Raw genomic sequence first — 25,782 nt, 5'->3', positions numbered from 1 at the left:
TATTCTCCTTCTACTAGATATCTATTCTATAATAATAACCGAAATATTATCTTTACCACCATTACTGTTAGCTCGCTGGATTAGCTCCTTTGCTCTAGACTCCAGAGAACCTGCTGCTGTTATGACTGAATAGATATCACTATCTTCAACCATATTTGTAAGACCATCGGAACAAAGTAAAACTTTTTCTCCGCCCCTTAATATTACATCAAAATAATCAGGGGTGATTTTTTCTTCTGCACCGATGGCTCTTGTAATCATGTTCTTGCGCTTATCGGTGCGAGCATCATCCTCATCAAGCTCTCCTGTACGCACAAGCTCTGCTACCACAGAATGATCCTTGGTAATCTGTAAAAGCTTGGTAACTGTAGCTACATAAAGACGACTGTCACCGACATTTGCCACATAAATATGGCCATCAATAAATGTGGCCAAGACCAAAGTGGTACCCATTCCAGCCTTTGCCGAATCACTTTTTGACTCCTGATATATTATTTGATTTGCTGATTGAATTGCCTGCTCAAGAATTTTTACAGGCTCTGACTCTCTGGAATTTCTAACACCATCTACAACAATCTCGACACATTTTGCTGAGGCATAATCACCTGCCAATTCTCCGCCCATGCCGTCGGCAACTATATATAGATTTGGTAAATTGCCAATTCCACTGTCATTAGCATACACGGTGTCCTGGTTGACTTTCCGCTTAATGCCAACATCAGTTATCTTGTAACTTATCATTAATTATTCCCTTTCAAGGCATCTGAATGCCTCTTTCTAAGTTGTCCACAGGCCCCATCTATATCGCGGCCCATTTCCCTTCTAATAGTAGCATTATTAACATATTTTTCAATCTTTTTTTGGAATGCATAGGCTCTATCCATTGAAGGACTAACGAAATCTCGCTCCTTAATAGGGTTAACCGGAATGAGATTTACATGACAATTAAGATGTCCTATAAGCTGACCTAATTCTGCCGCATCCTCATCTCTGTCATTGACTCCACCCACAAGGGAATACTCGAAAGTGATGCGGCGACCTGTCTTTTTAAAGTAGTACTCACAGGCATCAATAAGCTCATGAATCTCATATTTATTAGCTACTGGCATAAGCTCTGCTCTCTTCTGCTGATTTGGTGCGTGAAGAGAAATGGCAAGAGTGATTGTCAAATCTTCCTCTGCCAGCTGCTTAATACGTGGAACAATACCACAGGTGCTGACTGTAATATTTCGCTGTGAAATATTTAAGCCATTTTCATCTGAAAGAAGACGGACAAACTTAACGATATTATCGTAGTTGTCCATAGGCTCACCTGTACCCATAACTACAAGGTTTGACACACGCTCTCCTGTGTCTTTTTGGATAGCATAAATCTGTCCAAGCATCTCTGATGGAGTAAGATTTCTAACCCATCCATCAAGAGTAGATGCACAAAAACGGCATCCCATCTTACAGCCTACCTGTGAACTGATGCAGACAGAATTGCCGTGCTTGTAGCTCATCCAAACACTTTCTACCATCTGACCATCGTAAAGCTCAAAGAGATACTTACGAGTGCCATCGATTTTTGAAACCTGCATATCAATCTTCTTAAGAGGATGATAATTGCAGTTGGCCTGAAGCTTTTCTTTAAGTGACTTTGGAATGTTCTTCATCTCGTCATAGTCCTGGGCAAGATGCTGATGCATCCACTCATAGAGCTGCTTCGCTCTGAACTTAGGCTCTCCAAGCTCTGTTGTTACATAGTCTGTAAGCTCTGTTAAATTTAATGACCGAATATCGGTTAATTCTTTTTCATTACACATATAAAAAATCCATCGTGTTCTTTGTTAGGGAAAAGCTGCTGCATTTCCTTTTTCTCAAATTCAGGATGAGCCTTAAGAAATGCCTCCACCTGATTTTCATTTTCATCTTTATTGATAGTGCAGGTGCTGTAGCAAAGTGTACCGCCATCCTTCACATACTGACAAACTGTATCAAGAATCTGACCCTGAAGCTTTGTAAGCTCTGCTAAAGAGTCTTCTGTCTGATTATATTTAATATCTGGCTTCTTTCTGATAATACCAAGACCAGAACATGGTAAATCCGCAATAACGGTATCGTATCTACGAATCGAGTCTTCATCTAAAACTGTGGCATCCCACTGCTGAGCTGTCACGTTTGTAGCACCAGTTCTGTTAATGTTTTCCTGAATCAATGCTACCTTCTGCTCTGTAAGATCTCGTGCTATGACAGTGCCATCTTTCACAAGCTCTCCACAGTGAAGTGCCTTTCCGCCTGGTGCTGCACATACATCAACGACCTGCTGCCCTGCTGCAACTCCTGCCATGTAAGAAACCAGCTGCGAAGAATAGTCCTGCACATAAAACAATCCTTCGCTGAACTCTGGAATAGCTGCTAATGAATCATAATCTGAAATATAGCATGCACTTTCAACTGTATCGCATATACGAACCGAAATACCCTGCTTCTTAAGACGCTCTGCTAAATCTTTTCGTGAAATCTTATTAAGATTTACCCTAATGCAAAGTTCCTCTGGCTCAAGGAAGCCCTTAAGTATTTCTTCTGTCTGCTCTTTGCCATAATCTGCCATCCACTTATCAACAATCCACTGTGGCATGGAATACTTTGTCCACAATTCTTTGAATTCCATGTGGGATTTCTCTCTGGCGATATTTCTAAGAACGCCATTAACAAATCCAGATAATCCTGCGAAGCCACGCTTTTTGGCAAGCTTAACGTATTCGTTGCAGGTAGCAGAATCTGGAACTGCATCCATATAATAAATTTCATAAACTCCCATACGCATGATAGTGCGAATGAGAGGTTTCATCTTTTTAACTTTTGTTTTAGAGAAGCTGTCGATAATGTAATCCAGCTGAAGCTTTCGCTCCACTGTACCATTTACAAGACGATTCAAAAAGGCTCTCTCGTTCTTCTCGAGGTACCCATACTTATCTAAAACTGCCTTTAGATAGATGTGGGAAAACTGACCATTTTCAAGAATCTCAATGACAGTCTCCATGGCGATTTCTCTTAAATTAATCCCTGCCATTTACAAACCTCTTACCTGCTTCTAAGCTATAACCTCTGAGGAAATCTCCTGATGCCATACGCTTTTTGCCTTCAAGCTGAAGCTCATTAATTTCAAGTGCTTCATCTCCACAGGCTACGATAAATCCGTTTTTATTTACATCTATAATAGTGCCTGGCTCACCAGACTTTTCAACAACAGTAGCTTTCCAAAGCTTAAGTTGTTTCCCATCTACAAATGTAAATGCTGATGGCCATGGATTAAGTCCTCTGATAAGACGCTCAATCTCTACCGCAGGCTTTGTCCAGTCGATATTTCCCATATCCTTAGAAATCATGCCTACATGAGTAGCCTGTGATTCATCCTGAGGAATAGGTGTGATTTCTCCGCGGTCAAGTGCCTCGATAGTCTTTACTGCAAGCTTTCCACCATCAATAGCAAGCTTATCGAAAAGGCTTCCACCTGTTTCGTCTGCAGCCAATTCTATCTCAGACTTGAGAAGCATATCACCATCATCAAGTCCTGGTCCCATAAGCATTGTGGTGTTACCAGAAAACTTTTCGCCGTTGATAACAGCCCACTGTATAGGTGCAGCGCCACGGTACTTTGGAAGAAGTGAACCATGAACATTTACACAGCCAAGGCGTGGCATATCAAGAATTACCTTTGGTAAAATCTGTCCAAAGGCAGCTACCACAAAAACATCTGCTTCGTATTTACGAAGATACTCAACAGACTCCTCTGCTCTGATTTTCACTGGCTGATAAACCGGGATGTCGTGCTCCATGGCAAACTCCTTAACAGGAGTAGGCTGAAGCTTTCCACTACGTCCCTTTGGCTTGTCTGGCTGAGATACTACAAGGATAACCTCGTGACCAGCCTCATATATTGCTTTTAAAGTCTCCACCGCAAAATCCGGTGTACCCATGAAAACAACTTTCATTTACTCTTCGTCCTCTTCTACTTCTTCTAATAAATCTTCTACATCGTAAAGCTCTCCCTCTACCTTCTCTGTGTAGATATGGCCATCAAGGTGATCAATCTCGTGAAGAAGTGCGCGAGCCATAAGCTCCTCACCCTCTACGATGATTTCTTCCATATCTTCGTTAAGAGCCTTAACCTTTGCATAGTTAGGACGTGTAACAACGCCTGTCTTTCCTGGAACTGAAAGGCATCCCTCGTTACCTGTCTGCTCGCCTGATGTCTCAAGCACTACTGGATTGATAAGAGTAACAGGCCCCTCACCGATATCGATAACGCAGATACGACGAAGTACGCCTACCTGAGGTGCTGCAAGACCTACACCATCTGCATCATACATTGTGTCATACATATCCTCGATTAATGTCTTAAGCTTTGGTGTAAGCTCCTTTACAGGCTTACATGTCTTTAAAAGGACATCGTCCTTACCATATTCTCTAATATCTAAAACTGCCATTTTATACCTCTTTCTAAAGTGTGTTAATTGGATCGAAATCAAACCATGTGCTGGTGTTTCGATATTGTTTTTGTTCTAATAAAAATTTATCGATTGCATCTTTTATGCGGACGAGTCTGTCATAATCATCTGCCCTGAGATAGATTACCCTGCGGTAAACATCCTTTAGCTTTCCGATGTAGGCATCCTCCGGACCCATTATAACAATTTCAGGGTCGGTTCGTCTAATCAGGTCCGCAAGAACATCGGCCTGACCGTACGCATCCTTTTGTTTATCGCAACTAACCTGAATACCAAGCATGTGTGAGCAAGGTGGGTATGACAATAATCTTCTGAAAGCAATCTCCTGAGAATAGAAGCTGTCATAATCCTGATTTGCCGATGAAACCACTGCGTAGTTCTCTGGCTGATATGTCTGAATAACAGCTATACCAGGCTCAACGCCACGACCAGCACGCCCAACAGCCTGTGTAAGAAGCTGGAAGGTACGCTCTCCGCTGTGGAAATCAGATTCGTTCAGCGATATATCTGCTGCGATGATTCCTACCAATGTAACATTGGCAAAATCATGCCCCTTAACAATCATCTGTGTGCCAATAAGCACGTCTGCTTCGTGGGCTGCAAAGGCTGCCAAAATCTCCTCATGACCATTCTTGCCTGAGGTGGTATCAGCATCCATGCGAAGTACTCTGGCCTGTGGAAATGCTTCCTTTACAATCTCCTCCAGACGCTGTGTACCAGCCTTGAAGCTGCCGATGTATTTACTGCCGCAGCTAGGACAAATCTTCGCTGCTTTTGTAGTAAATCCACAATAGTGGCATTTCATGATACCGCCACTGTGAAGATGCAGGGCCACATCGCAATGTGGACATTTTAACACATGACCACACGCCCTACAAGAAACGAAGCCCATCAGGCCTCTTCTATTTAAAAACAGCATAATCTGCTGATTTTTGCTTAATCTGTCAGCCATCAGTTCTTTCAGCCTGCGGCTAATCATGGAACGATTGCCTGACTGAAGCTCTGCGCGAAGATCTACAATCTCGCAGGTGGCCATATCCTGACCCATGGCTCTACTGTGGAGAGTGATAAGCTGATACTCTCCTTCCTCAGCTCTGCTGTATGCCTCAAGGCTTGGTGTGGCAGAACCAAGGATTACTGTAGCGCCTGCAAGCTTTGCTCTGTAAACCGCAGTCTCCCTTGCATGATATCTAGGAATAACCTCAGATTTGTAGCTAGGCTCGTGCTCCTCGTCTATGATGATAAGCCCAAGATTCGCAAAAGGTGTGAAAAGTGCCGAGCGAGGTCCTACCATAATACTAATCTCACATGATTTGGCACGTTCAAACTGGTCGAAACGTTCTCCCGGAGACATACGGCTGTTCAATATGCTGACTTTATCTCCAAAGCGAGTGTAAAAGCGCATAACTGTCTGATATGTAAGAGCAATCTCAGGAATCAACACGATGACCTGCTGGCCCAGATTAATCACATGCTCCATAACATCCATATAGACTTCTGTCTTACCTGAGCCTGTGACGCCGTGGATAAGATAAGTCTTGTGACGTCCTGTGTCTATATCTGCCTTTATCTGCTCAGCTGCCGCCTCCTGCTCCTCATTAAGTGTAATCTGCTTTCTGTTAGCATCTTTATTAAGATGTGGATTACGGAAGGTTCTCACCGATTCAATGTGGACAATCCCCTTCTTCTCCAAATCGCGAATATTGGCCGTAGGTACCTGCAGCTTTTTAGTGGCAAGCTCCCAGTCAAGAGTGTCTACTTCCAAAAGCTCTCTTAAGAGTCGCTCCTTGCCCAGAGCGTGTCTTGGCTTGGCCATGAGCTCATTCAGCTCTATCTTCGCTTGTTCCAAAGAGATGGCGAGGGAGATTTCCTTCTTCATCTTCTCATTCTCTTTTTTCTTAATAGGAATGACAGTCTTAAGCGCCTGATTCATGGTACTACCGTAATTACGTTTTAGAAAGGCAGCCAAAGAAATAAGCTGAGACTCTATGGCGATACTGTCCTTTACAACTCTCGCAATAGGCTTCAGCTTAGTGACATCGAAACCCGGTTTGTCATGAAGCCCTACCACATATCCTGTGATGGCACGGTTTCCCTGACCGAAGGGAATAACCACCTGAACCCCTTCTACAACCTGCTCTTCCAACTCATCTGGAACTATATATTCAAATGTTTTATCCAATCTCTCGTGCGAGATGTCAATAATAACGTCTGCGTATTTCATAAAAAATATTTTAGCATAAAAGGGTTTTATTTTGAATTCAATATGGTAGAATAAATTGATTTGAAAACAATCATTCATTATCAGGGAGGATACATATGCGTCATCTAATGAGCCCTCTGGACTTTACCAGAGAGGAGCTAGAGCAGCTTATGGACCTGGCGGATGATATCAAAACTCATCCAAGCTCGTACAGCGAGAAGTGCCACGGCAAAAAGCTAGCTACTTGTTTCTATGAACCAAGCACCCGTACAAGACTTTCTTTTGAAGCTGCCATGCTTAATCTTGGTGGTTCTGTCCTTGGTTTTTCTTCAGCTGATTCTTCATCAGCAGCAAAAGGCGAAAGTGTTTCTGATACTATTCGTGTTATTTCTTCTTACGCAGACATCTGCGCTATGCGTCATCCAAAGGAAGGCGCTCCACTTGTCGCTTCTCAGCGATCTCTTATTCCCGTTATTAATGCCGGTGATGGTGGTCATCAACATCCCACACAAACACTTACAGATTTATTTACCATTCGCTCTTTACGTGGCGAAATCAAAGACCTTACTATCGGACTTTGTGGTGACTTAAAATTCGGCCGTACAGTGCACTCTCTTATCAATGCACTTGTTCGTTATCCGGGAATTAAATTCGTTCTTATCTCACCAGAGGAACTTCGTGTTCCTGAATACATCCGTGAAGATGTGCTCGATAAAAATGGATACGAATACAAGGAAGTAGATTCCTTAGATGATGTTATGGGCGAACTGGACATCCTCTATATGACACGTGTTCAGCGAGAAAGATTCTTCAACGAGGAGGATTACATCCGCTTGAAGGATTTCTTCATTCTCACACCAGAAAAGATGCGTCTGGCAAAGAAGGATATGATGGTTCTCCATCCACTTCCAAGAGTTAACGAAATCTCTGTTGATGTGGATGACGACCCAAGAGCTATGTACTTTACCCAGGCTAAGTACGGCGTTTTCATCAGAATGGCGCTGATACTGACGCTTCTTGAATTAGTATAGGGAGGGAATACAAATGCTTAATATTTCTGGAATTCATCAGGGATTCGTACTTGATCATATCAAGGCCGGCGAATCCATGACAATATACAACGACCTTCAGCTTGGCAATCTTGGATGTGACTGCACCGTAGCCATGATTATGAATGCCAAGTCAAACAAGATGGGCCGCAAGGACATCATCAAAATCGAGTGTCCTATCGAACGCGTGGATTTAGACATCCTCGGCTTCATCGACCACAACATCACCTGCAATATCATTAAAGATGATGTTATCGTAGAAAAGCGCCAGCTCACTCTTCCAAGAGAAATCAAAAACGTAATTTCTTGCAAGAACCCTCGATGCATCAGCACCGTAGAGCAGGGCCTCGATCAAATCTTTGTACTGACAGATATAGAAAACGAAGTATACCGCTGCAAGTACTGCGAAGAGAAATACACAGGAAAAAAATAAAGATAAATTTTATTTAGAGGTTTAGGCACAGCCGTGTCTAAACCTCTTTTTACTGGTCAAGCATATAATTTTTTAAATAAGTTAGAAATTATATGCTTGAGAAGCCCAAAATCATCATTGAATAGCTTATTCAAGCATATAATTTTTGAAAAATGTTAATAATTATATGCTTAGCAAGTCCAAAATCATCATTGAATCGCTTATTCAAGCATATATTTTTTGAAAAATGTTAATAATTATATGCTTAGCAAGTCCAAAATCATCATTGAATCGCTTATTCAAGCATATATTTTTTGAAAAAAGTTAATAATTATATGCTTAGCAAGTCCAAAATCATCATTGAATCCCTTATTCAAGCATATATTTTTAAAAAATATCAGTAATTATATGCTTAGGAAGCCATATAACACTAAAGAATCATCTATTTAAGCAAACTATAAAAAGAGGTTTAGCCAATCTGGCTAAACCTCTAAATCATTCTATAACTTATTTTGCTGGAGCCTGTGCAATTACGATGCCAGCTGCATCTGTCTGATAGTACATGTCACCGATTTGTACAAGCTGGTTAACTACGAGCTTGCCATCAGCTCCGAAGAGGTATGGCTTCTTGTCAAGTGTGACAACCTGGTTGAATACGAGCTTGCCATCCTTGCCAGCATAGTAGATGCCATCCTTTGTTGCGAAAGCACCTGTAACCATGGCGCCATCTTCACCGAAGTAGAAGATTCCATCTCCGATAGTCTGCATACCTGTCTGCATCTTACCATCAGCTCCGAAGAAGTATGTCAATCCGTTAACCTTAATTATGCCAACCTGCATCTGGCCCTGCTCGTTGAAGTAGTATACTGCTCCATCGATAGCTGCAAGTCCTGTTACACGATGTGCATCTGTAGGGTCTAAGTAGTAGACACCTGTAGCATCGTTCCACCATCCCTTATATAGCTTACCGCCATCCAATGGATTGAACATGTATGTAATCTTATCAAGTGTAACCCATCCAACCTGAAGGAATCCCTTGTCGTTGAAGTAGTATACATCCTTATCAATGGCATTAAGACCTTTTACCATGTGACCATCTGTAGCATCAAGGTAACGAACGCCTTCTGCATCATTCCACCAGCCTGTGTAAAGCTTTCCGTTTTCAGCTGGATTAAAGAGGAATGTATTTCCACCAAGGTCAATCCAACCTGTCTGAAGCTGTGCAGCCTCGTTGAAGTAGTAAATGCCATTGTCGATGGTATTTAAACCTGTAACAGCATTTGCTGCACCTGGAAGGAAGTAATATGCTCCAGTTTCATCTGCAAACCAGCCTGTGGTTACAAGACCAGTTGCTGGATCTGTGTGATATTTTACTCCTGCCAAATCTACCCAACCGTACTGCTTACGGAAGTTGTTGTAGAAGAATACATTGCCCTGTCCAAGGTCAAGTAAACCAACCTGTGGAATGAAAGCTGTGTAATCTTTAACAGCTACGTTCATATCGACACGTCCATTCACACCAGGTACTGCTCCTCCTGAAGAGTACTGCCAAATCTGCCATCCTGCAATATCGTTGTGATCAGCATACTGAGCAATCCACTTATCACATGCAAGTGCTGATGTAAAATGTGTCTTATAGAAATTAGTGTATGTATAAAGGATTGGTGTGTATCCAGCCTGGTTAATAACACTGGCAAATGCATTTGCCATGGCTGTACATGTGTTAGCATCCAATCCCTTCTGAGTCTTATCCTCAATATCGAAGGCTACAGGGAAATTGATGTTGTATCCCTCAATCCACTGTACTACAAGCTGTGCCTCCTGAATGGCAGCCTCAACTGTTGTTGCATACGAATAGATGTATACACCTGTACGTATACCTGCTGCCTGCGCTCCCTTAACGTTTGCTGCGAAATATGGGTCTATTCCGGTGTTTGTACTACCCACCTTAATAAATGTGTAAGTAATACCTGACTGTGCAACTGCCGCCCAATTAATGCCTCCCTGATATTTGGAAACATCAATGCCCTGAATGCCTGCTGCACTAGCTGTGAGCGGTGTCGAAAGCATTAATGAAGCTGAAAGCATTACGGCCGCACACGCCTTTACCAAACGTTTAAATTTCATAAACTTACCCCTCCTCCATTATATTAACTTAATTCTAACATATTTCTTAGTTCTGATGTCTAACAACTTTGTATTCATCCCCGTCTACAAAGTAAGGACATTCTTTATAATGACCTGAAACAAGACGAACGTAATCATCTTCATCCATATCCATTTCGCAATAATACTGCTCATCCTCTTCGTCCCAGACGAAGTTATTGCAGTATTCACATGCTGTAGAACTTTTTACACCAGCCATCTGATAAATCCTCCTATTAAAACCGCACAGAGAATTGTTCCAAGCATGATAGCATATTGATATCCTTCATGCTCCTTTCCCCACTTGGTATTAGTGATACCAATGTAGAGAAACAAACCTGATAAAATTGCAACTACGTTTATTAACATATTTGCTGTATCCATACTAAGCTGCCACTCCTATATAAGCACCAAGACCTAATGTACAAACTAAACCTACGATACAACCTGCAAGTGCAATTCCACCTACAACAGCAAGAATTGTTGACTTGAAATCCATATCAAGAATAGATGCTGCAAGTGTACCTGTCCAAGCTCCTGTTCCTGGAACTGGAATACCTACGAAAAGAAGAAGTGCTACGAAAAGGCCACGACCTGCCTTCTCCTGAAGCTTCTTCCCCCCCTTCTCTCCCTTTTCAAGGCAGAAGGTAAAGAAACCACCGATAACTGGCTTATCCTTACCCCACTCAAGAACCTTACGTGCAAATAAATAAATAATTGGCATTGGAAGCATATTTCCGATTGCAATTATGATATATGATGCTAAAAGATTAAAGTTTGGATCTAAAGCCTTATATCCATATGCCCATGGAATAGCTCCTCTAAGCTCTACAAGTGGTACCATTGAAACAAAAAATACAATTAAATATCTAATCATTACTTTACTCCTAAAATTTCCTTAATATTTTTTATAAGCCTCTGCATCTCCTCATCTGTACCAATGCTGATACGAAGGTAGTCTGCAATGCGCTCTGGCTTTGAGAAGTGACGGACAAAGATGCCCCTCTTCTTAAGCTCTTCAAAAATGAATACCGCATTTACGGATTCATGCTTTGCAAAAATAAAATTGCTCATTGAATCTGGGAAGGTAAATCCCAATGAAGAAAGCTGCTCTTTAGTCCACTCTCTTGTGGCAATAACAGCATCAATCTTCTCTTTGAAATACTCATCATCAGCAATAGATGCAACGCCTGCTGCCAAAGTGATGGTATCCATAGTGTATGAATTGAAAGAGAATTTGCAGTCAGACAAATACTTAATCAATTCAGGTGAGCCAATGGCATAACCGATACGATTACCAGCCATAGCTCTTGATTTTGAGAATGTGCGAACTACAAGCACATTATCATATTTATCAGTTAAATCGATGCAAGATTTTGAACCAAAGTCCACATAGGCCTCATCGATAATAACTACGCATTCTGGATGAGCCGCAACTATCTTTTCAAAAAATTCTACTGGCTCAGCCACACCTGTTGGTGCGTTAGGATTTGGAATTACAATACCGCCGCACTCTTCCTCATAATCTGATGCTTTAATCTTAAATGAATCATCAAGTGGCTTTTGAACATAAGGAATCCTGAATAAATCAGCCCAAACATCATAGAAAGAATATGTAATATCTGGGAATAAAACTGGCTTGTCCGAATTAAAAAATGTAAGGAAGCTCATTGCTAATACGTCATCTGAGCCAACTCCTACAAATACCCTTGAAGAATCCTTCTTATGATAATCTGCAATTGCCTGAACCAGATTAACACATGCTGGATCTGGGTATTTTCTAAGAGAATCCATACTAACTTCAGAAATAGCTTTACCCACCAAAGGACTTGGTGGGTATGGATTCTCATTTGTATTTAACTTAATAATATTTTTGACTTTTGGCTGCTCACCTGGTGTGTAAGGTATTACTTTTCTAACGTTTCTAGTCCATGATTGCATTTCCATCTACAACTTCTCCCTCTGTAGGTGCCAACTCCGCTGCCTGTGCCTTTAAAGTCTGAAGAACGAGCTCAGCATTTACAAGATCCTCATAATTCGTAACAAGAGGCTTCTGTTCCTCTGAAAGTGAATCATATTTCTGTCTTGCAAGAGCAATCTTTGCCTCAGACTCAAGGGTAACTGTCTCAATATCTGCGATAAGATTCATAACATCAATCTGTGGATTCTGAAGTCTGAAATTCTCCTCTTCAGTATCACCTGTATAGAATACGATTACTGGCCAACCAGCCTCAACGATATCGTAAATCTTCTCCGCCTGTGAAAGTGGAAGATTCACACAACCGTGGCTACCACTGGTCTTGTAAAGTGTGCCTCCGAACTTAGATCTCCAAGTAGCATCATGAAGACCTTCGCCCATGTTAAATGGCATCCAGTAATTTACATGAGACTCATAATTATCTCCTCTAAGGGTAGCATCCTTCTGCTTGTAAGCGATTGGATATACACCTGTGTGTGTACCATGTCCCTTAGAAATATTACCTGATACACAGCTTGTATCAAGAACCATCGCTCCATCTTTGTATACATACACATGCTGAGTTGTAAGATTTACTTCAACATATGAATTACCATAATCCTTTTCACCATGGCTGGTTCCACGATAGAGGTATGTGAAATCTCTTGTCACATCCTGGCCAGCTTTAAAATCTGCGATGATAGCATCAATCTCACCATCATACGCAATTCTCCAACCAAATGAACCTGCTGGAACCTCTATTTCTTCACCCTCTGTAGTGACAAACTGCTTTTTCTTTCCATAAGTATTATATTTGTCACCCATGGAATTAACGTATTCGCCAATGGCTTCTCTATCAAATTCAACTTTGAAATCATTATCCCATTTGAAGAATCCAGACTTAACTTCCTTAGGAATTTCCTCTGAGATACCCTCACCCAAATCATAATGAATATTAACATTCATGTATTTGTTAAGAAGGTCTTTTGCTGCATTAATATTTTTATCTTCTGCCTTAACAGCTGGCTTATGGTAGCATGTTCCATCAGAGATATTAATCTTTGTCTGAAGATTCTCAACTGCATATATAATAGCTTCCTCTACGCCTTCTGCGTCGATTCTGTCTCCATAAATCTCATCAACGATAACAAATTCGTTGCCATCATATTTGATGTAAGCATCCTCAGATTCCTTAGTAGACTTCTGGTGACTAAAATCAAGACTTGAAGCAACCTGCTTAACCTTTGCCTCGTCGTAGGCGTTGCCTGTCTTAGTATAATTCTCTGCTGGAATTAAAAGACGTCCAACCCAGTTAAAACCTGTCTGCTGGTCGAGAAGAGCCTGTACCTCGTCTACCTGATAATTAACATCAACGCCAAGATCAGCTGCACTAACTTCGTTAACCACTTCGCCTTCTTCATTTTCAAATGTGATGGTGTATTTATCCGCATTAGAAAGAATCTTTTCGTAAGCACCTTCTGCAGTTCTAAATGATGCACCAACTCCATTTACCCTACTTCTGATATAGAAATGGCTTCCAAAGAAAATACTGCCAGCCAGATACACAAATAAAACAATGCCCGCTATTATCTCTATGCGAAGCATTGTTCTTTTATCTAAATAAAATTTATGAGCTTTTCTTTGGGCTTTTGCCTTTTTCTTTACTCCACTCATTATCTTAATTCCTTTATGTAAAAAGTTTACACTTGTTCCGTGTGATAGTTTACATGAAAATACAACTGAAAAACAACTAAAGTTTTCCCTGTAAACCACCATCTATCATTAATTTTTCCTAAAGCTCTTTAATTCATCAATAGCAAACTCATATGCCTCATTGCAGAACTGGCATCTTACCTCAACAGGCTTGCCGTCTGAAATGATGTCATCCATATCCTCTTTACCAAGAGATGCAAGACTCTTGATAACTCTGTCTCTTGAGCAATCGCACTTGTAGCATACCTCGTAAGTCTCCTTGAAGTCGATATCAAGACCAACAAGTACTGTCTCAAGCATCTGCTCTGGTGTCTTTCCGCTAGAGAGCATATCTGTAACAGATGGGAGTGTCTGAAGGTTCTCCTCAAGCTTTGCAATAACTTCCTCTGAAGTAAATGGCATAAGCTGAATAATAAATCCACCAGCACAATTTACAGTATTATCCTTGTTCATAAGAACGCCAAGCCCTACTGAAGATGGAATCTGCTCTGATACTGCATAGTAATATGTTAAATCCTCAGCGATTTCGCCTGTCTGAAGCTCAACTGTACCTACATAAGGCTCTTTAAGACCCATATCTTTAATAACTCGCATGATACCAAGGTCGATAGCTCCACCTACATCAAGCTTTCCATTCTTTGGTGGAAGGTCTACTACAGATACATTAGGGAATCCCTTTACCTCACCCTTGCTGTTAGCAGTAACAGTGATGCCCTTCATTGGACCAGACCCCTGAATCTGAAGAGTAACTAAATCATCTTCGCCCTTAAGCATAACACCCATCATTGAGCCAGCAGAAAGCATACGGCCAAGTGCTGCTGTAACGATAGGAGAAGTGTTATGACGCTCGCGTGCCTCTTCAACAATATCTTTACTTGTAATTGCAAATGCGCGGATTGCATCATTTGCAGCTGTTGCTCTAACTATATAATCACTCATTATTTTGTTACCTCTCTTGCTATAAAATACAACCTGTCACTATCCTCTGCCGGTGCAGACATAGTGGCTACATCTAAAATATCTAAAAGCTCTAAGCCACTTTCTTTGATGGCTGCTTTGATCTCCTCAATTGTAAATGCATGCTGAAGATGTTCTTCCTCATATCTGTCGAAAGTCCCATCTTCATTCTCTTCATAAATCGTAAGATAGTAAGCATTATCACGGGTAGAAGAATCATAATCATTTTCCCAGATAAAGCTACCCTCTTCACGATTCTCAGCAATAGTGCTGGTCCCCAGCTGCTGATAAAAATGCTCTGTCTTAACATCAAAAATAAACAATCCCTTAGGATCAAGATAATTATTTGCAAGCTTGCAAACTGTAAGAAGCTCTTCGTAATTACGAAGATAATTCATACTGTCACAAAGGCTGACAACTGCACCTACCGTACCATACAGCTCGAACTCACGCATGTCCTGACATAGATAAAGGATTCCTTCGGAATCCTCTGCTGCCATTGCCTCCATAAGCATATCATAAGAAACATCTATACCAATCATGTCATAGCCTGCGGCCTTGAGACGTCTGGTAATCTGACCAGTGCCACAGCCAAGGTCACAAACTATTTCCATTGGCATATTAAATTTATTAAATAAAGTCTTTATATTTTCTGCCCATGTATCGTAAGGCACATTGTCCATGTACCTGTCATACACACTGGCAAAGCCTGTATAAGCTTCCATCTTCTATACCCTCTTAGATAAAAAGCCAGATATCTTTCTAATAATTTCGAAATCGTCCTGAATCTCTTCCACCTTAAGACGATTCTCCTCTGAGAATCCCACCAGAATGTCGTGATTGGCCTCTGCAAGGTAATCCATGATACCGTCGATATCACTCTTAATATTCTTAGGACACTTAATGTAGTGACGCTTAGCCGCAGTAATATAAAGAGTGTAGGTGATTGAGAAATGATGCCATAAAAACTTATGCATAGTGGAATATTTGTAAATCCAAATAATGGCATCAATCGGAACAATAGCCACGCCATAGCTGCTGGTCTCAATAAAGTAATGCTCCGTAATGAACATATCCTCTGTGGCCAACTGTGGAAGTGTGGCAAGCTCTTCCTCTGCCTCTGCCAAAATCTCGGCAGGCTTTCCGTAAGCTCTGGTCTTTTGGACCGGAATAGATACTACAGGAAAAGCTATAAAAACGCAATATATAATAATCGATAAGGCACTATACGCACCTGTTAAAACATAAAAAAATTCAAAGGCCTTTGATACAAAGCCTGTGGCATCCGGCTCAGAAATAGTATAGCTGGAAACTGTGGACAAAATGCCATCTTCGCTCCAGTTAAGGTCTCTAGCCAAATTTGAAAGAAGTGATCTGGCAGCCTCGGATTCGTAAAGAATCTGACCTCTGACTGTCAGCTGTTCTATAGTAGGTGCTCCCTGCTCACAGGTGTCAGGATCCAAAAGAACTATAACACACTCCGAACCCAGCATAGTGTAGTAATAGTATCCTCTGGTTCTGTCCAGCCACTTACTGGTGTAACCTGTAAAATAAAGATTAGACAGCTTGAATTTGCCGTAGGTCTCTTTATTGTTGTAGAGCTGGTACAGGCTGACATTATCGGCAGAATATGTCCTTGGTAAAAGCATGTGTTTTACCGGGAAAATAACCGCCAATGCCATAAGGATAACCAGAAATATAATAGGAGCATAAAGCCTATTTTTGTAATATGTTTTGATTGACCTTGTAATTAAATGCTCCAGTGAATCCATATCGTCTCCAGAAAATATTATCTATGTGCTTCCATCCACTGGTAGAGATCTGCAAATACCTGCTCTCTATCCATCTCGTGAAGAATCTCGTGTCTATCACCTTTGTATAGCTTCAGTGTGGTGTCTTTGATACCACCTTTTCTGAATGCTTCATATACTGCTGTTGTGCCGACTCCAAGATTTCCAACTGGATCAGAATCACCTGAAACCACTAATAATGGCATGCTTGAACGCATCTTTGCAACGCACTCTGCTGTGCCATCATATTTAACTGCCTCAGCCAGTCCCTTATAAGCATTGACTGTAAACAGGAATGTACAATATTTATCATGGTAGTATCTCTCTACCTCTTCAACATTCTTGGTAAGCCATGAATTGCCATAATCCTTACCAAGACAATCGTACTTTTTATAAGGCGCACTATAACTCATATCCCTAACCAAAGTACTTCTATAATTCTTTCCTCTGAATAAAGAAATAAGCTTAATAACAGCCAAACCACCATTACATGTAGCAGCAGTCTCCTGACCAGTACCCATGATGATAGCTCCACTCATAGCCTCGATGTATGCTGACTTTACAGAAAGGAACTTTCTTACCATGTAAGAGCCCATAGAGTGACCTAAAATAAAGTATTTTAAAGCTGGATAAGCTTTTCTTGTAATTGAATAGTGGGTATAAATATCCTCCACCATATCATCTGATGGATGAACGCCAGTCATAACGCCAAGCTCGTCATCACTAGCGACAGAATGTCCATGACCAATATGATCATGACCTACAACCACATAACCCTTCTCAGCTAAAAATGTAGCAAACTCATCATATCTTTCAATGTATTCAAGCATTCCATGCACCAACTGCAATACTGCAACAGGCTCCCCCTTTGGAATCCACTTTCTACAATGAATCACCGAGTGACCATCGGCTGAATTGAAACTATACTCCTCTTGCATTATCATACCATTTCCTCCCAAAAAAAAATGATAACTACTCATACTCCGAGTAGTTATCATTTTAAGGTATTTTTTAGGTATATTCAATGTTATATTTTGTACAGATTATTCGCTCCAGCGCCTTTAAGTCGCGCCATTGCACGAGCCATATTATTTGCAGAAATCTGGTAGTCAATACGGCTCTGCTTCTGCTGAAGCTGTTCCTGAGCACGCTCAAGAGCTTCCTGAGCACGGAATGTATCAATATCCTCTGGACGCTCGCATGAATATGCTACTACTACAACTGAACCATCAGGCTCAACTGTAACTAGTCCATCGGAAATAATAGCATTTCTCTTCTCGCCATCACCTGTTGTGAAGCGGATGTTACCAATCTCCACAATGCCGGTAAATACCTCATGATGATTGAGAATAGCATACTCACCATCGGAGCCTGGAAATACTAATATCTCACATGGGCCGTCGTAGAAGATTCCATCGCAGGCAATTATTTTAAGATTAAATAAAGATGCCATAGGTTACTCCTTTGCAAGATCTGCAGCCTTCTTCTTAACATCCTCGATTGTACCAACATTAAAGAATGCTGCCTCTGGATACTCATCCATCTCGCCATTTAAGATAGCCTTAAATCCGCGAACTGTCTCTTTTACAGTTACAAACTGTCCCTTAACGCCTGTGAAGTTCTCAGCAACTGAGAATGGCTGTGAAAGGAAACGCTGTACCTTACGTGCACGATATACTGTAAGCTTATCCTCGTCTGAAAGCTCTTCCATACCAAGGATAGCAATAATATCCTGAAGTTCTTTATACTTCTGAAGAATTTCCTGTACACCACGAGCAACTGCATAGTGCTCCTCACCAACAACGTCTGGCTCAAGGATACGTGATGTTGACTCAAGTGGATCAACAGCTGGGTAAATACCCTGCTCAACAATCTTACGAGAAAGAACCGTTGTAGCATCCAAGTGTGAGAATGTTGTAGCTGGTGCTGGGTCTGTTAAATCGTCCGCTGGTACATAAACGGCCTGAACTGATGTGATTGAACCGTTCTTTGTAGAAGCGATTCTCTCCTGAAGCTCACCTAAGTCGTTAGCAAGTGTAGGCTGATAACCTACGGCAGATGGCATACGACCAAGGAGGGCTGAAACCTCTGAACCTGCCTGTACGAAACGGAAAATATTATCAATGAATAAAAGCACATCCTGATTCTTAACATCACGGAAATACTCAGCCATTGTAAGTCCTGTCTCAGCAACACGCATACGTGCTCCAGGTGGCTCGTTCATCTGACCAAATACTAAGGCTGTCTTGTCAAGAACTCCTGACTCAGCCATTTCTGTCCAAAGATCATTACCTTCACGGGAACGCTCTCCAACACCTGTAAAGATGGAATAACCACCACTCTCAGTAGCGATGTTGTGGATAAGCTCCTGAATAAGAACAGTCTTACCTACACCGGCACCACCGAAAAGTCCGACCTTACCACCCTTAGCATAAGGAGCAAGAAGATCGATAACCTTGATACCTGTTTCAAGCATCTCAACAACAGGGCTCTGATCCTCGAATGTAGGTGGCTCACGGTGGATACTCCAATGCTCTTCATTATCAAGCTTCTCACCCTTATCAAGTGTGTCGCCAAGAACATTGAATAATCGACCAAGAGTACATTCACCAACAGGAACAGTAATGCTCTCTCCTGTAGCTACAACCTCCATATCGCGGGCAAGTCCCTCAGATGGTGCAAGTAAGATACATCTTACAACACCAAGACCGATGTGCTGAGAAACCTCCATTACTCTCTTTTCATCCCCTACCATTACGTAAAGGGCATCTCTGATGGCAGGAAGGTCATTCCCTGAAAATTCTACATCTACGACAGGTCCTGAAACCTGTACGATTTTTCCTTTTAATTTCATGTTTGTTCCTTTCCTAATGTAGAACTGCCTACAAAAAATTTGAAATCAAAAACCTTTACTTTTTTGCTTTCTTCTTTTTGAGTGCCTTAGCACCGCTAATTACCTCAGTAATTTCCTGGGTAATAGCAGCCTGACGCACTCTGTTGTATTCAATAGATAATTCACGAAGAATTGCCTCTGCATTATCTGTAGCGGACTGCATCGCCATCATTCTGGCATTTTCCTCACTGGCTGAACATTCTACAAGGGCACCATAAATGAAGCCTGTAAAATTGTTGTGAACCAGCTGTTCCAAAACAGCTTTAAGTGATGGGAAGAATGGCATCCATTTATCGCCACCCTTTGTTACAGCCTCGTACTCGTAACTGTTAATTGAGTGAACATGCTTAACTCCGGATTTCATTTCCTGAGCTGCCTTACCTGTTCCCTCAATATCCTCCTCAATCTCTTTAGCCTTTTCCTTAATGAACTTCTGTGTTCTAAGAGGAAGAAGACGTTCTACACAGGTTTCCTCTGTTACAGAATTAAGCATCTTAGTGTAGACAACATCAATTCTGTCCAGCTCGCCATTGTTATACTTTTCAATCATGTACTCTGAGATAACTCTGGCTCTGTGCATGGATGGATTATTTGAAGAAAATCTAAAATTCTCATCCACATTGTAGCCGCCGTTAAGGAAGAAATTTCGTCCCACCTCACCAACAACAAACAATGTGTACTCATCCTTTTGCAAATCAGAAATTCGATCAAGGGCCATCTTAATGGCGTTATGGTTATAAGCACCAGCCATGCCCTTATCACCAGTGAAAACAATAAAGCCTCTGTGTTTTAAACACTCCTGCTCATCCTCCACACGATTATCAAAATATATATGTCTGATATCTGGGAAATGAACAAGGTTCTCTGCAAGCTCTCGCTGAACTGCATCGAAGAAAGGCTCTGTATCGGCAAGCTTCTGCTTTGCCTTTCTAAGCTTCATTGAGGACATCATGTACATGGCATTGGTAATCTTCATCGTATCCTGAATACTATTTATTCTATTCTGGATTTCTTTTGTACTTGCCATAGCTTACTCCTGATTGTTTTTAAACTCAGTAGCTGCCTCGATGATACTTTCCTTTAACTCATCTGTCATATTCTTAGTCTGATTAAGCTGATTGATAATATCGCTGTGCTCCTCGTGGAAGAATGCAAGCATATCTAATCTGAACTTCTTAATTGCTGTAACATCTAAATCACTAAAAATATGTGCATTTGCTGCCACAAGAATAATAACCTGTTCTGCCATTGAGAAAGGTCTGTTAAGTGGCTGCTTTAAGAGCTCCATAAGAGCACGTCCGTGAGCAAGCTGTCTCTTTGTCGCATCATCAAGATCTGATGAGAACTGTGTGAAGACTTCCATTTCACGGTACTGAGCTAAGTCGATACGAATTGAACCTGCGGCCTTCTTCATAGCCTTAGTCTGAGCTGCACCACCAACACGGGATACAGAAAGACCTACGTTAACCGCTGGTCTCTGGCCTGCATTAAACAGCTGTGACTCAAGGAAAATCTGACCATCAGTAATTGAGATTACGTTGGTAGGGATATATGCTGACAAATCACCTGCCTGTGTCTCAATAATAGGAAGGGCTGTGATAGAACCGCCTCCTGCCTCTGGGATGATTCTTGCTGAACGCTCTAATAATCTTGAGTGTAAGTAGAATACATCACCTGGATATGCCTCACGTCCTGGAGAACGCTCAAGCAAAAGTGAAATAGCACGGTATGCAACTGCGTGCTTTGATAAATCATCATATACAATAAGTACGTCCTTGCCTGAATACATGAAATATTCTGCAAGAGCTGTACCTGCATATGGTGCAATATACTGAAGTGGAGCTGGATCTGCTGCTGTGGCACTAACGATGATAGTGTAATCCATAGCACCGTGCTCCTTTAATGTATTAACAAGCTTTGCAATTGTAGATGCCTTCTGTCCGATTGCAACGTAAACGCAGACAACATCCTTGCCCTTCTGGTTGATAATTGTATCTGTAGCAATTGATGTCTTACCTGTCTGTCTATCGCCGATGATAAGCTCACGCTGACCACGACCGATTGGGAACATTGAATCGATTGAAAGAAGACCTGTCTCCATTGGTTGGCTAACTGATTTTCTATCTACGATACTTGGTGCTGGGCACTCTACTGGTCTGAATCCATCAGCATCAATCTCACCCTTTCCATCGATAGGAGTACCAAGTGCATCTACGATTCTGCCAAGGAAGCCTTCGCCAACAGGAATACCAGCCATCTTGCCAGTACGTACTACCTTCGAACCTTCCTTTATATCTACATCGCGATCAAAAAGGATGATACCAATTTCATCGCGGCGGATGTCCTGAACCATTCCTTTGACACCACAATCAAAGATAACAATCTCACCATAAAATGCGTGGTCGATACCATTAACGTTAACAATACCGTCACCAACCCACTTTACGATTCCGACTTCCTTATCCTTAACCTCGAAATCATCAATACTAGATCTTAAGATAGAAAGGATATTTTCATCTACTGTACTCTTCTGAACAGCCTCATTAATTCTCTGAGAAAGCTGCTCAATACGGCTCTGCTCACTCCAGTCGTACTCCCTTGAGCCAACTGTAAGAACGAAGCCGCTCTTAAGTGAAGGATCTTCTTCCTTCTTAATAAGGATATCCTCACTGCCATATTCCTTTGCAAGGAACTTTCTAATTCCTGCAAGCTGCTCATCTGTAGGTGCTGTAACATATCTAAGTGTTGCATACTCAATGTTCTCTCCCTGATTTTCAAGGAAAGCCTTGTAGTCAGCAACGATTTCACCAAATGAGTCAAAATCACCATTATCACAAAGTAGCTTTAAAAATTCACGAATTTCACGTGGGAAGATTTTGTCAACTACCATGTGCTTTTTAGTGTCAGGCACAGTAGGATCCGCGAGCTCCTCACCAATTGCTGGTATCATATCGATGATAGATGCAGCGTTCTGCAGATGAGATCCCGCATTTTTGATACTATGTAAATCACTAATGTAATTAAAAGACTTATCTGTCACTGTTATTCACCTGCTTTATCAATAAAATCATCAAACAACTGGCTGTCAATATCAGCCCCTGTTCTTCCTCCGATAACCTTTGCTGTAGCTTCTACAACCATATCAGCAATTTCCTTCTTTGCACTGGAAATAATCTTGTTCTTCTCGATTGTAGCCTCAGCAATAGCGTTCTCCTGGATAGTCTTGGCATCTTCCTGAGCCTCTGCAATAATCTTCTGATAATGATTATCTGCGTTCTTTCTTGCTTCAAGAATAATCTGCTTCTTCTCAGACTCAACGTTGGCAAGCTTATCCTCATATTGCTTTGCGTACTCCTCAGCCTGTCGGTTTGTCTCCTCAGCCTTGTCGTAGATTTCTTTAGCTTCTTCCTGACGCTTCTCGATGATGTTATCGATTGGCTTGAAGAAGAACTTCTTAAATGCAAGACAAAGAATCAGAAGATTCACAACAGTCCAGAGTATATTCCAAAATGAAACGTTAATCATTTTTATATCCTCTTAAATTTTTTATTTATCTACATTTTTTCAAGGAAGAACTGCCATTTATAATTGCTTTCAGCAATGGGCAGTTCTGGATATCAAGGAATCTTCCCTAAAGGGCCCCTCCTTGATACATTTACTGTAGCATTACGATAATCATAAGTGCGATAACGAAACCGTAAATAGCTGTTGCCTCTGCAAGGGCACAACCTAAGATAAGGTTCTTCTGAATCTTTCCTTCTGCCTCTGGCTGACGTGCGATACCTTCGCAAGCCTTACCTGTTGCGATACCGATACCGATACCTGCTCCAAGACCTGTTACAACTGCGATACCTGCTCCGATTGCTATAAGTGTGTTCATAAATTTTTCCTCCTAGAAGTTTATTCTACTGCCTCTTTAATATATAACGATGTTAAAAATACGAAGACGTATGCCTGCAATAATCCGTCGAATAAATCGAAGTATACGGAGAAGATTGCTGGAATAACTGGTGGACATACAATCTTAAGTAATTCCATGATTACGAATGCGCCAAGTACATTTCCAAAAAGTCGCATGCACAATGACAATGGCCTTGTGAATACATCCAAAATGTTGAATGGAGTTACGATGGCAACTGGCTCTGTAAAGTTGTGGAGCCACTTTCTAACCCCGTGCTGGTAAATACCTGCGCCTTCTACAAGAATGATACTCATAAGTGCTAATGCTAATGTAACATTCAAGTCCTTAGTTGGTGACTTAAATCCAATCAATCCGATTATATTTGATAAACCAATATACAAAAGGACTGTTGAAAGGTAGACCGTGTACTGCTTAGCTTCCTCGCCTAGCATTCCGCCTACGATACTGTGCAGCTTTTCGTAGATAAACTCAGCGAAAGCCTGCTTCTTGCTGATATTTTGTGTCTTTAATCCCGTCGTTAAGAATATAGCTAACGGAATAAGAATGCCCATTACAATCCAGGTAACTACAACTGACTCCATAACCGGAATTTCATAACTACCTATGTGGAGGGTAAAAACGGCTTCACAATTTAGCTCTTCAATAAGCTCTTCTGCTAAATTCAAGAAAACACCTCCTTATCTTATTCATATGTCCTCTATTCTAGACTTTTTACACAAAAATATAAGATACAAATTATGAATATTGTATAGCACAGGGTATATTGTTCTACATTAAAGGATTATAGTAGATGTTTTTGTTAGAACTGTGATTAATCTGTTATCTTTTTAATTCTCATGGAAATAAAAAAACAGAGCAGTACGCACTACTCTGTCTTTCACTATTCTATCCTTGTATATACCTTGCGGCCTTTAACAAATTTATCTTTTATTATCGCATCTGCATCGTTGTAGCACATTCTCTCAACACGCTCGCGAATCGACATATCTCGCATTGAATACATCTTGCTATCATCAACAACAACAGCATCAAAATCAAAGCCTGGCTTAAATGAACCAATCTTGCCAAAGTAACTTCCGCCACCTTCTGTTGCAAGATAAAATACCTCTTCAAATGTAAGTGGCTTAACATTCTGATCTACCAAACGATAGTACATCTTAGAAGCCTGAAGAGTGATTAGCATAGTCTTCACCATGTTCATTGATGAGCCTGCTGCAACATCAGTACCAAGACCAATGTTAATTCCTGCATCCATAAACTTTCTGATTGGTGCAATGCCTGATGTAAGATTCATGTTTGAATCTGCGCAGTGAGCAATATATGCTCCATGCTTCTTTAATATAGACATCTCTTCTTCGTCAGAGTGAACACAGTGCGCCATGATTGTAGGACAATCAGGTGTGCCCATTGTGTCGAATATCTCGTATGCATTTGCATAGCTGGTAGATTCTGGAACAAGTTCCTTCACCCATGCTATCTCAGAAAGGTTCTCTGAAAGATGCGACTGGATTCTCAAGCCATTTTCTCTTGAAAGAACACCAATACTCATCATAAGCTCGTCTGAACATGAAGGAATAAATCTTGGAGTAAGAATTGGATACGTATTTACGTATCTACCTTTGCATCTTTCAAGCCATTCTTTTGTAGCCTCAAGAGATGCTTCTGCGCTCTCCTCCTGTAAATTCTCTCCGCCGTTTCTGTCCATGTTGACCTTACCAACATAGGTAATAAGGCCAGTCTTATCAAGCTGATCCATAAGCTCAAGTGTGGCATCAGTGTGAAGTGTACCAAATACTACAGCTCTTGTAGAGAAGCAACGTCGCAAATCCTCTGTGAAATACTTGTAGGCTCGACGTGCATACTCCATATCAGCGTACTTCGCTTCCTCAGGGAATGTATATGTAGAAAGCCACTCTAAAAGCTCTTCATCCATACCAATTCCACGGAATGTGTACTGAGGTGCATGAACATGTAAATCTGTCATGCCCGGAATGATGAGTCTCTCACCATAATCATAAAGTGGAAGATCTTTATATTCATCTGGCAATGAAGGGAAAGCTCCCATACAGATTCCATCAACGCAGACGATGTATCCTCTGTAATATGTTGTTATTCGATTTTTGTCTTCGGAGAAAGCAATGCCTCCACGCAAAATAAAACTATTATTCATCTAAATTCCTTTCGGGAAAGCAAGGCCCATGCAAATTGCCTTCGGCAATGGGCCTGCTGTGGGAGACAGGTTCTCCCC

At 41.2% G+C, this 25,782-nt stretch carries 26 protein-coding genes; 2 read left to right on the top strand and 24 right to left on the bottom strand.

The window, feature by feature from the left end; translation table 11 throughout:
• Positions 1-21: 21 nt before the first annotated feature.
• The 6 genes from BUA88_RS11870 to priA are packed head-to-tail and all read right to left on the bottom strand — an operon-like array spanning position 22 to position 6,717.
• Entirely contained in the window at positions 22-741 is a 720-nt protein-coding gene (locus tag BUA88_RS11870; protein ID WP_072918306.1) for a Stp1/IreP family PP2C-type Ser/Thr phosphatase, read from the bottom strand.
• Positions 741-1,805, bottom strand: coding sequence for a dual-specificity RNA methyltransferase RlmN (rlmN, locus tag BUA88_RS11865; RefSeq protein ID WP_072918330.1), 1,065 nt, complete (start codon positions 1,803-1,805; stop codon positions 741-743). The genes BUA88_RS11870 and rlmN overlap by 1 nt, the downstream gene beginning before the upstream one ends.
• Positions 1,784-3,055, bottom strand: a complete 1,272-nt coding sequence (gene rsmB, locus BUA88_RS11860; RefSeq protein ID WP_072918303.1) for a 16S rRNA (cytosine(967)-C(5))-methyltransferase RsmB — start codon at positions 3,053-3,055, stop codon at positions 1,784-1,786. Before rsmB ends, rlmN begins: the two co-directional genes overlap by 22 nt.
• Positions 3,042-3,977 carry a methionyl-tRNA formyltransferase gene (gene fmt / locus BUA88_RS11855; protein WP_072918301.1) on the bottom strand — a complete coding sequence of 312 codons (936 nt, stop codon included), beginning with the start codon at positions 3,975-3,977 and terminating at the stop codon, positions 3,042-3,044. The genes rsmB and fmt overlap by 14 nt, the downstream gene beginning before the upstream one ends.
• Positions 3,978-4,472: a peptide deformylase gene (gene def / locus BUA88_RS11850; RefSeq protein WP_072918298.1), complete on the bottom strand. Its 495-nt coding sequence runs from the start codon at positions 4,470-4,472 to the stop codon at positions 3,978-3,980.
• Positions 4,473-4,485: 13 nt separating this feature from the next.
• Positions 4,486-6,717, bottom strand: a complete 2,232-nt coding sequence (priA, locus tag BUA88_RS11845; protein ID WP_072918329.1) for a replication restart helicase PriA — start codon at positions 6,715-6,717, stop codon at positions 4,486-4,488.
• A gap of 95 nt (positions 6,718-6,812) precedes the next feature.
• Here priA and pyrB point away from each other — a divergent pair, with 95 nt between their 5' ends.
• Positions 6,813-7,727 (top strand): aspartate carbamoyltransferase, encoded by a 915-nt coding sequence (gene pyrB / locus BUA88_RS11840; protein ID WP_072918296.1) that lies wholly within the window; start codon positions 6,813-6,815, stop codon positions 7,725-7,727.
• Between the two features lie 13 nt (positions 7,728-7,740).
• The gene (locus BUA88_RS11835) at positions 7,741-8,178 is read left to right on the top strand and encodes an aspartate carbamoyltransferase regulatory subunit (RefSeq protein ID WP_072918293.1); all 438 of its coding nucleotides are present in this window, start codon (positions 7,741-7,743) and stop codon (positions 8,176-8,178) included.
• 486 nt (positions 8,179-8,664) lie between these two features.
• On the opposite strand, the gene BUA88_RS11830 is transcribed toward BUA88_RS11835, so the two are convergent.
• The 18 genes from BUA88_RS11830 to BUA88_RS11750 form a co-directional block, all read right to left on the bottom strand.
• A complete protein-coding gene (locus BUA88_RS11830; protein ID WP_072918291.1) occupies positions 8,665-10,284 on the bottom strand; it encodes a GH25 family lysozyme in 1,620 nt (539 codons plus the stop codon).
• Between the two features lie 46 nt (positions 10,285-10,330).
• On the bottom strand, positions 10,331-10,522 hold the full coding sequence (locus BUA88_RS11825; RefSeq protein ID WP_072918289.1) for a DUF6472 family protein: 192 nt from the start codon (positions 10,520-10,522) through the stop codon (positions 10,331-10,333).
• On the bottom strand, positions 10,510-10,686 hold the full coding sequence (locus tag BUA88_RS16185) for a hypothetical protein (RefSeq protein ID WP_159430896.1): 177 nt from the start codon (positions 10,684-10,686) through the stop codon (positions 10,510-10,512). The genes BUA88_RS11825 and BUA88_RS16185 overlap by 13 nt, the downstream gene beginning before the upstream one ends.
• A 1-nt stretch (position 10,687) precedes the next feature.
• Complete coding sequence (locus BUA88_RS11820) at positions 10,688-11,179, bottom strand: COG2426 family protein (protein ID WP_036953153.1); 492 nt, start codon at positions 11,177-11,179, stop codon at positions 10,688-10,690.
• On the bottom strand, positions 11,179-12,243 hold the full coding sequence (hisC, locus tag BUA88_RS11815; protein ID WP_072918328.1) for a histidinol-phosphate transaminase: 1,065 nt from the start codon (positions 12,241-12,243) through the stop codon (positions 11,179-11,181). The genes BUA88_RS11820 and hisC overlap by 1 nt, the downstream gene beginning before the upstream one ends.
• On the bottom strand, positions 12,227-13,933 hold the full coding sequence (locus tag BUA88_RS11810; RefSeq protein WP_072918286.1) for a L,D-transpeptidase family protein: 1,707 nt from the start codon (positions 13,931-13,933) through the stop codon (positions 12,227-12,229). Before BUA88_RS11810 ends, hisC begins: the two co-directional genes overlap by 17 nt.
• 108 nt (positions 13,934-14,041) lie before the next feature.
• The gene (hslO, locus tag BUA88_RS11805) at positions 14,042-14,911 is read right to left on the bottom strand and encodes an Hsp33 family molecular chaperone HslO (protein ID WP_072918283.1); all 870 of its coding nucleotides are present in this window, start codon (positions 14,909-14,911) and stop codon (positions 14,042-14,044) included.
• On the bottom strand, positions 14,911-15,654 hold the full coding sequence (locus BUA88_RS11800) for a class I SAM-dependent DNA methyltransferase (protein WP_072918280.1): 744 nt from the start codon (positions 15,652-15,654) through the stop codon (positions 14,911-14,913). The genes hslO and BUA88_RS11800 overlap by 1 nt, the downstream gene beginning before the upstream one ends.
• A 3-nt stretch (positions 15,655-15,657) precedes the next feature.
• Positions 15,658-16,701: a DUF6709 family protein gene (locus BUA88_RS11795; protein WP_072918278.1), complete on the bottom strand. Its 1,044-nt coding sequence runs from the start codon at positions 16,699-16,701 to the stop codon at positions 15,658-15,660.
• 17 nt (positions 16,702-16,718) lie between these two features.
• Positions 16,719-17,663, bottom strand: a complete 945-nt coding sequence (locus BUA88_RS11790; RefSeq protein WP_083572509.1) for an alpha/beta fold hydrolase — start codon at positions 17,661-17,663, stop codon at positions 16,719-16,721.
• An 83-nt stretch (positions 17,664-17,746) separates the two neighbouring features.
• Positions 17,747-18,172: an ATP synthase F1 subunit epsilon gene (atpC, locus tag BUA88_RS11785; RefSeq protein ID WP_072918276.1), complete on the bottom strand. Its 426-nt coding sequence runs from the start codon at positions 18,170-18,172 to the stop codon at positions 17,747-17,749.
• 3 nt (positions 18,173-18,175) lie between these two features.
• Positions 18,176-19,573 (bottom strand): F0F1 ATP synthase subunit beta, encoded by a 1,398-nt coding sequence (gene atpD / locus BUA88_RS11780; protein ID WP_028248520.1) that lies wholly within the window; start codon positions 19,571-19,573, stop codon positions 18,176-18,178.
• A gap of 55 nt (positions 19,574-19,628) precedes the next feature.
• Positions 19,629-20,639: an ATP synthase F1 subunit gamma gene (gene atpG, locus BUA88_RS11775; protein ID WP_072918274.1), complete on the bottom strand. Its 1,011-nt coding sequence runs from the start codon at positions 20,637-20,639 to the stop codon at positions 19,629-19,631.
• Between the two features lie 3 nt (positions 20,640-20,642).
• A complete protein-coding gene (gene atpA / locus BUA88_RS11770; protein WP_072918272.1) occupies positions 20,643-22,652 on the bottom strand; it encodes a F0F1 ATP synthase subunit alpha in 2,010 nt (669 codons plus the stop codon).
• A gap of 2 nt (positions 22,653-22,654) precedes the next feature.
• Complete coding sequence (gene atpF / locus BUA88_RS11765) at positions 22,655-23,137, bottom strand: F0F1 ATP synthase subunit B (protein ID WP_072918269.1); 483 nt, start codon at positions 23,135-23,137, stop codon at positions 22,655-22,657.
• A gap of 130 nt (positions 23,138-23,267) precedes the next feature.
• On the bottom strand, positions 23,268-23,492 hold the full coding sequence (gene atpE / locus BUA88_RS11760) for an ATP synthase F0 subunit C (protein ID WP_028248524.1): 225 nt from the start codon (positions 23,490-23,492) through the stop codon (positions 23,268-23,270).
• 20 nt (positions 23,493-23,512) lie between these two features.
• Complete coding sequence (locus BUA88_RS11755) at positions 23,513-24,199, bottom strand: F0F1 ATP synthase subunit A (RefSeq protein WP_028248525.1); 687 nt, start codon at positions 24,197-24,199, stop codon at positions 23,513-23,515.
• A 215-nt stretch (positions 24,200-24,414) separates the two neighbouring features.
• A complete protein-coding gene (locus BUA88_RS11750; protein WP_072918266.1) occupies positions 24,415-25,704 on the bottom strand; it encodes an amidohydrolase family protein in 1,290 nt (429 codons plus the stop codon).
• Between the last annotated feature and the right edge of the window lie 78 nt (positions 25,705-25,782).

It is taken from the genome of Pseudobutyrivibrio xylanivorans DSM 14809, from assembly GCF_900141825.1.
Taxonomy (GTDB): Bacteria; Bacillota; Clostridia; order Lachnospirales; family Lachnospiraceae; genus Pseudobutyrivibrio; species Pseudobutyrivibrio xylanivorans.
The sequence above is the reverse complement of the archived record's forward strand: the minus strand, read 5'-3'. Positions and strand labels throughout refer to the sequence as shown.

Excerpts from the sequence above, each read along its gene's own strand:
- BUA88_RS11870 (WP_072918306.1), bottom strand. The coding sequence starts at position 741 with ATGATAAGTTACAAGATAACTGATGTTGGCATTAAGCGGAAAGTCAAC.
- rlmN (WP_072918330.1), bottom strand. The coding sequence starts at position 1,805 with ATGTGTAATGAAAAAGAATTAACCGATATTCGGTCATTAAATTTAACA.
- rsmB (WP_072918303.1), bottom strand. The coding sequence starts at position 3,055 with ATGGCAGGGATTAATTTAAGAGAAATCGCCATGGAGACTGTCATTGAG.
- fmt (WP_072918301.1), bottom strand. The coding sequence starts at position 3,977 with ATGAAAGTTGTTTTCATGGGTACACCGGATTTTGCGGTGGAGACTTTA.
- def (WP_072918298.1), bottom strand. The coding sequence starts at position 4,472 with ATGGCAGTTTTAGATATTAGAGAATATGGTAAGGACGATGTCCTTTTA.
- priA (WP_072918329.1), bottom strand. The coding sequence starts at position 6,717 with ATGAAATACGCAGACGTTATTATTGACATCTCGCACGAGAGATTGGAT.
- pyrB (WP_072918296.1), top strand. The coding sequence starts at position 6,813 with ATGCGTCATCTAATGAGCCCTCTGGACTTTACCAGAGAGGAGCTAGAG.
- BUA88_RS11835 (WP_072918293.1), top strand. The coding sequence starts at position 7,741 with ATGCTTAATATTTCTGGAATTCATCAGGGATTCGTACTTGATCATATC.
- BUA88_RS11830 (WP_072918291.1), bottom strand. The coding sequence starts at position 10,284 with ATGAAATTTAAACGTTTGGTAAAGGCGTGTGCGGCCGTAATGCTTTCA.
- BUA88_RS11825 (WP_072918289.1), bottom strand. The coding sequence starts at position 10,522 with ATGGCTGGTGTAAAAAGTTCTACAGCATGTGAATACTGCAATAACTTC.
- BUA88_RS16185 (WP_159430896.1), bottom strand. The coding sequence starts at position 10,686 with ATGGATACAGCAAATATGTTAATAAACGTAGTTGCAATTTTATCAGGT.
- BUA88_RS11820 (WP_036953153.1), bottom strand. The coding sequence starts at position 11,179 with ATGATTAGATATTTAATTGTATTTTTTGTTTCAATGGTACCACTTGTA.
- hisC (WP_072918328.1), bottom strand. The coding sequence starts at position 12,243 with ATGCAATCATGGACTAGAAACGTTAGAAAAGTAATACCTTACACACCA.
- BUA88_RS11810 (WP_072918286.1), bottom strand. The coding sequence starts at position 13,933 with ATGAGTGGAGTAAAGAAAAAGGCAAAAGCCCAAAGAAAAGCTCATAAA.
- hslO (WP_072918283.1), bottom strand. The coding sequence starts at position 14,911 with ATGAGTGATTATATAGTTAGAGCAACAGCTGCAAATGATGCAATCCGC.
- BUA88_RS11800 (WP_072918280.1), bottom strand. The coding sequence starts at position 15,654 with ATGGAAGCTTATACAGGCTTTGCCAGTGTGTATGACAGGTACATGGAC.
- BUA88_RS11795 (WP_072918278.1), bottom strand. The coding sequence starts at position 16,701 with ATGGATTCACTGGAGCATTTAATTACAAGGTCAATCAAAACATATTAC.
- BUA88_RS11790 (WP_083572509.1), bottom strand. The coding sequence starts at position 17,663 with ATGATAATGCAAGAGGAGTATAGTTTCAATTCAGCCGATGGTCACTCG.
- atpC (WP_072918276.1), bottom strand. The coding sequence starts at position 18,172 with ATGGCATCTTTATTTAATCTTAAAATAATTGCCTGCGATGGAATCTTC.
- atpD (WP_028248520.1), bottom strand. The coding sequence starts at position 19,573 with ATGAAATTAAAAGGAAAAATCGTACAGGTTTCAGGACCTGTCGTAGAT.
- atpG (WP_072918274.1), bottom strand. The coding sequence starts at position 20,639 with ATGGCAAGTACAAAAGAAATCCAGAATAGAATAAATAGTATTCAGGAT.
- atpF (WP_072918269.1), bottom strand. The coding sequence starts at position 23,137 with ATGATTAACGTTTCATTTTGGAATATACTCTGGACTGTTGTGAATCTT.
- atpE (WP_028248524.1), bottom strand. The coding sequence starts at position 23,492 with ATGAACACACTTATAGCAATCGGAGCAGGTATCGCAGTTGTAACAGGT.
- BUA88_RS11750 (WP_072918266.1), bottom strand. The coding sequence starts at position 25,704 with ATGAATAATAGTTTTATTTTGCGTGGAGGCATTGCTTTCTCCGAAGAC.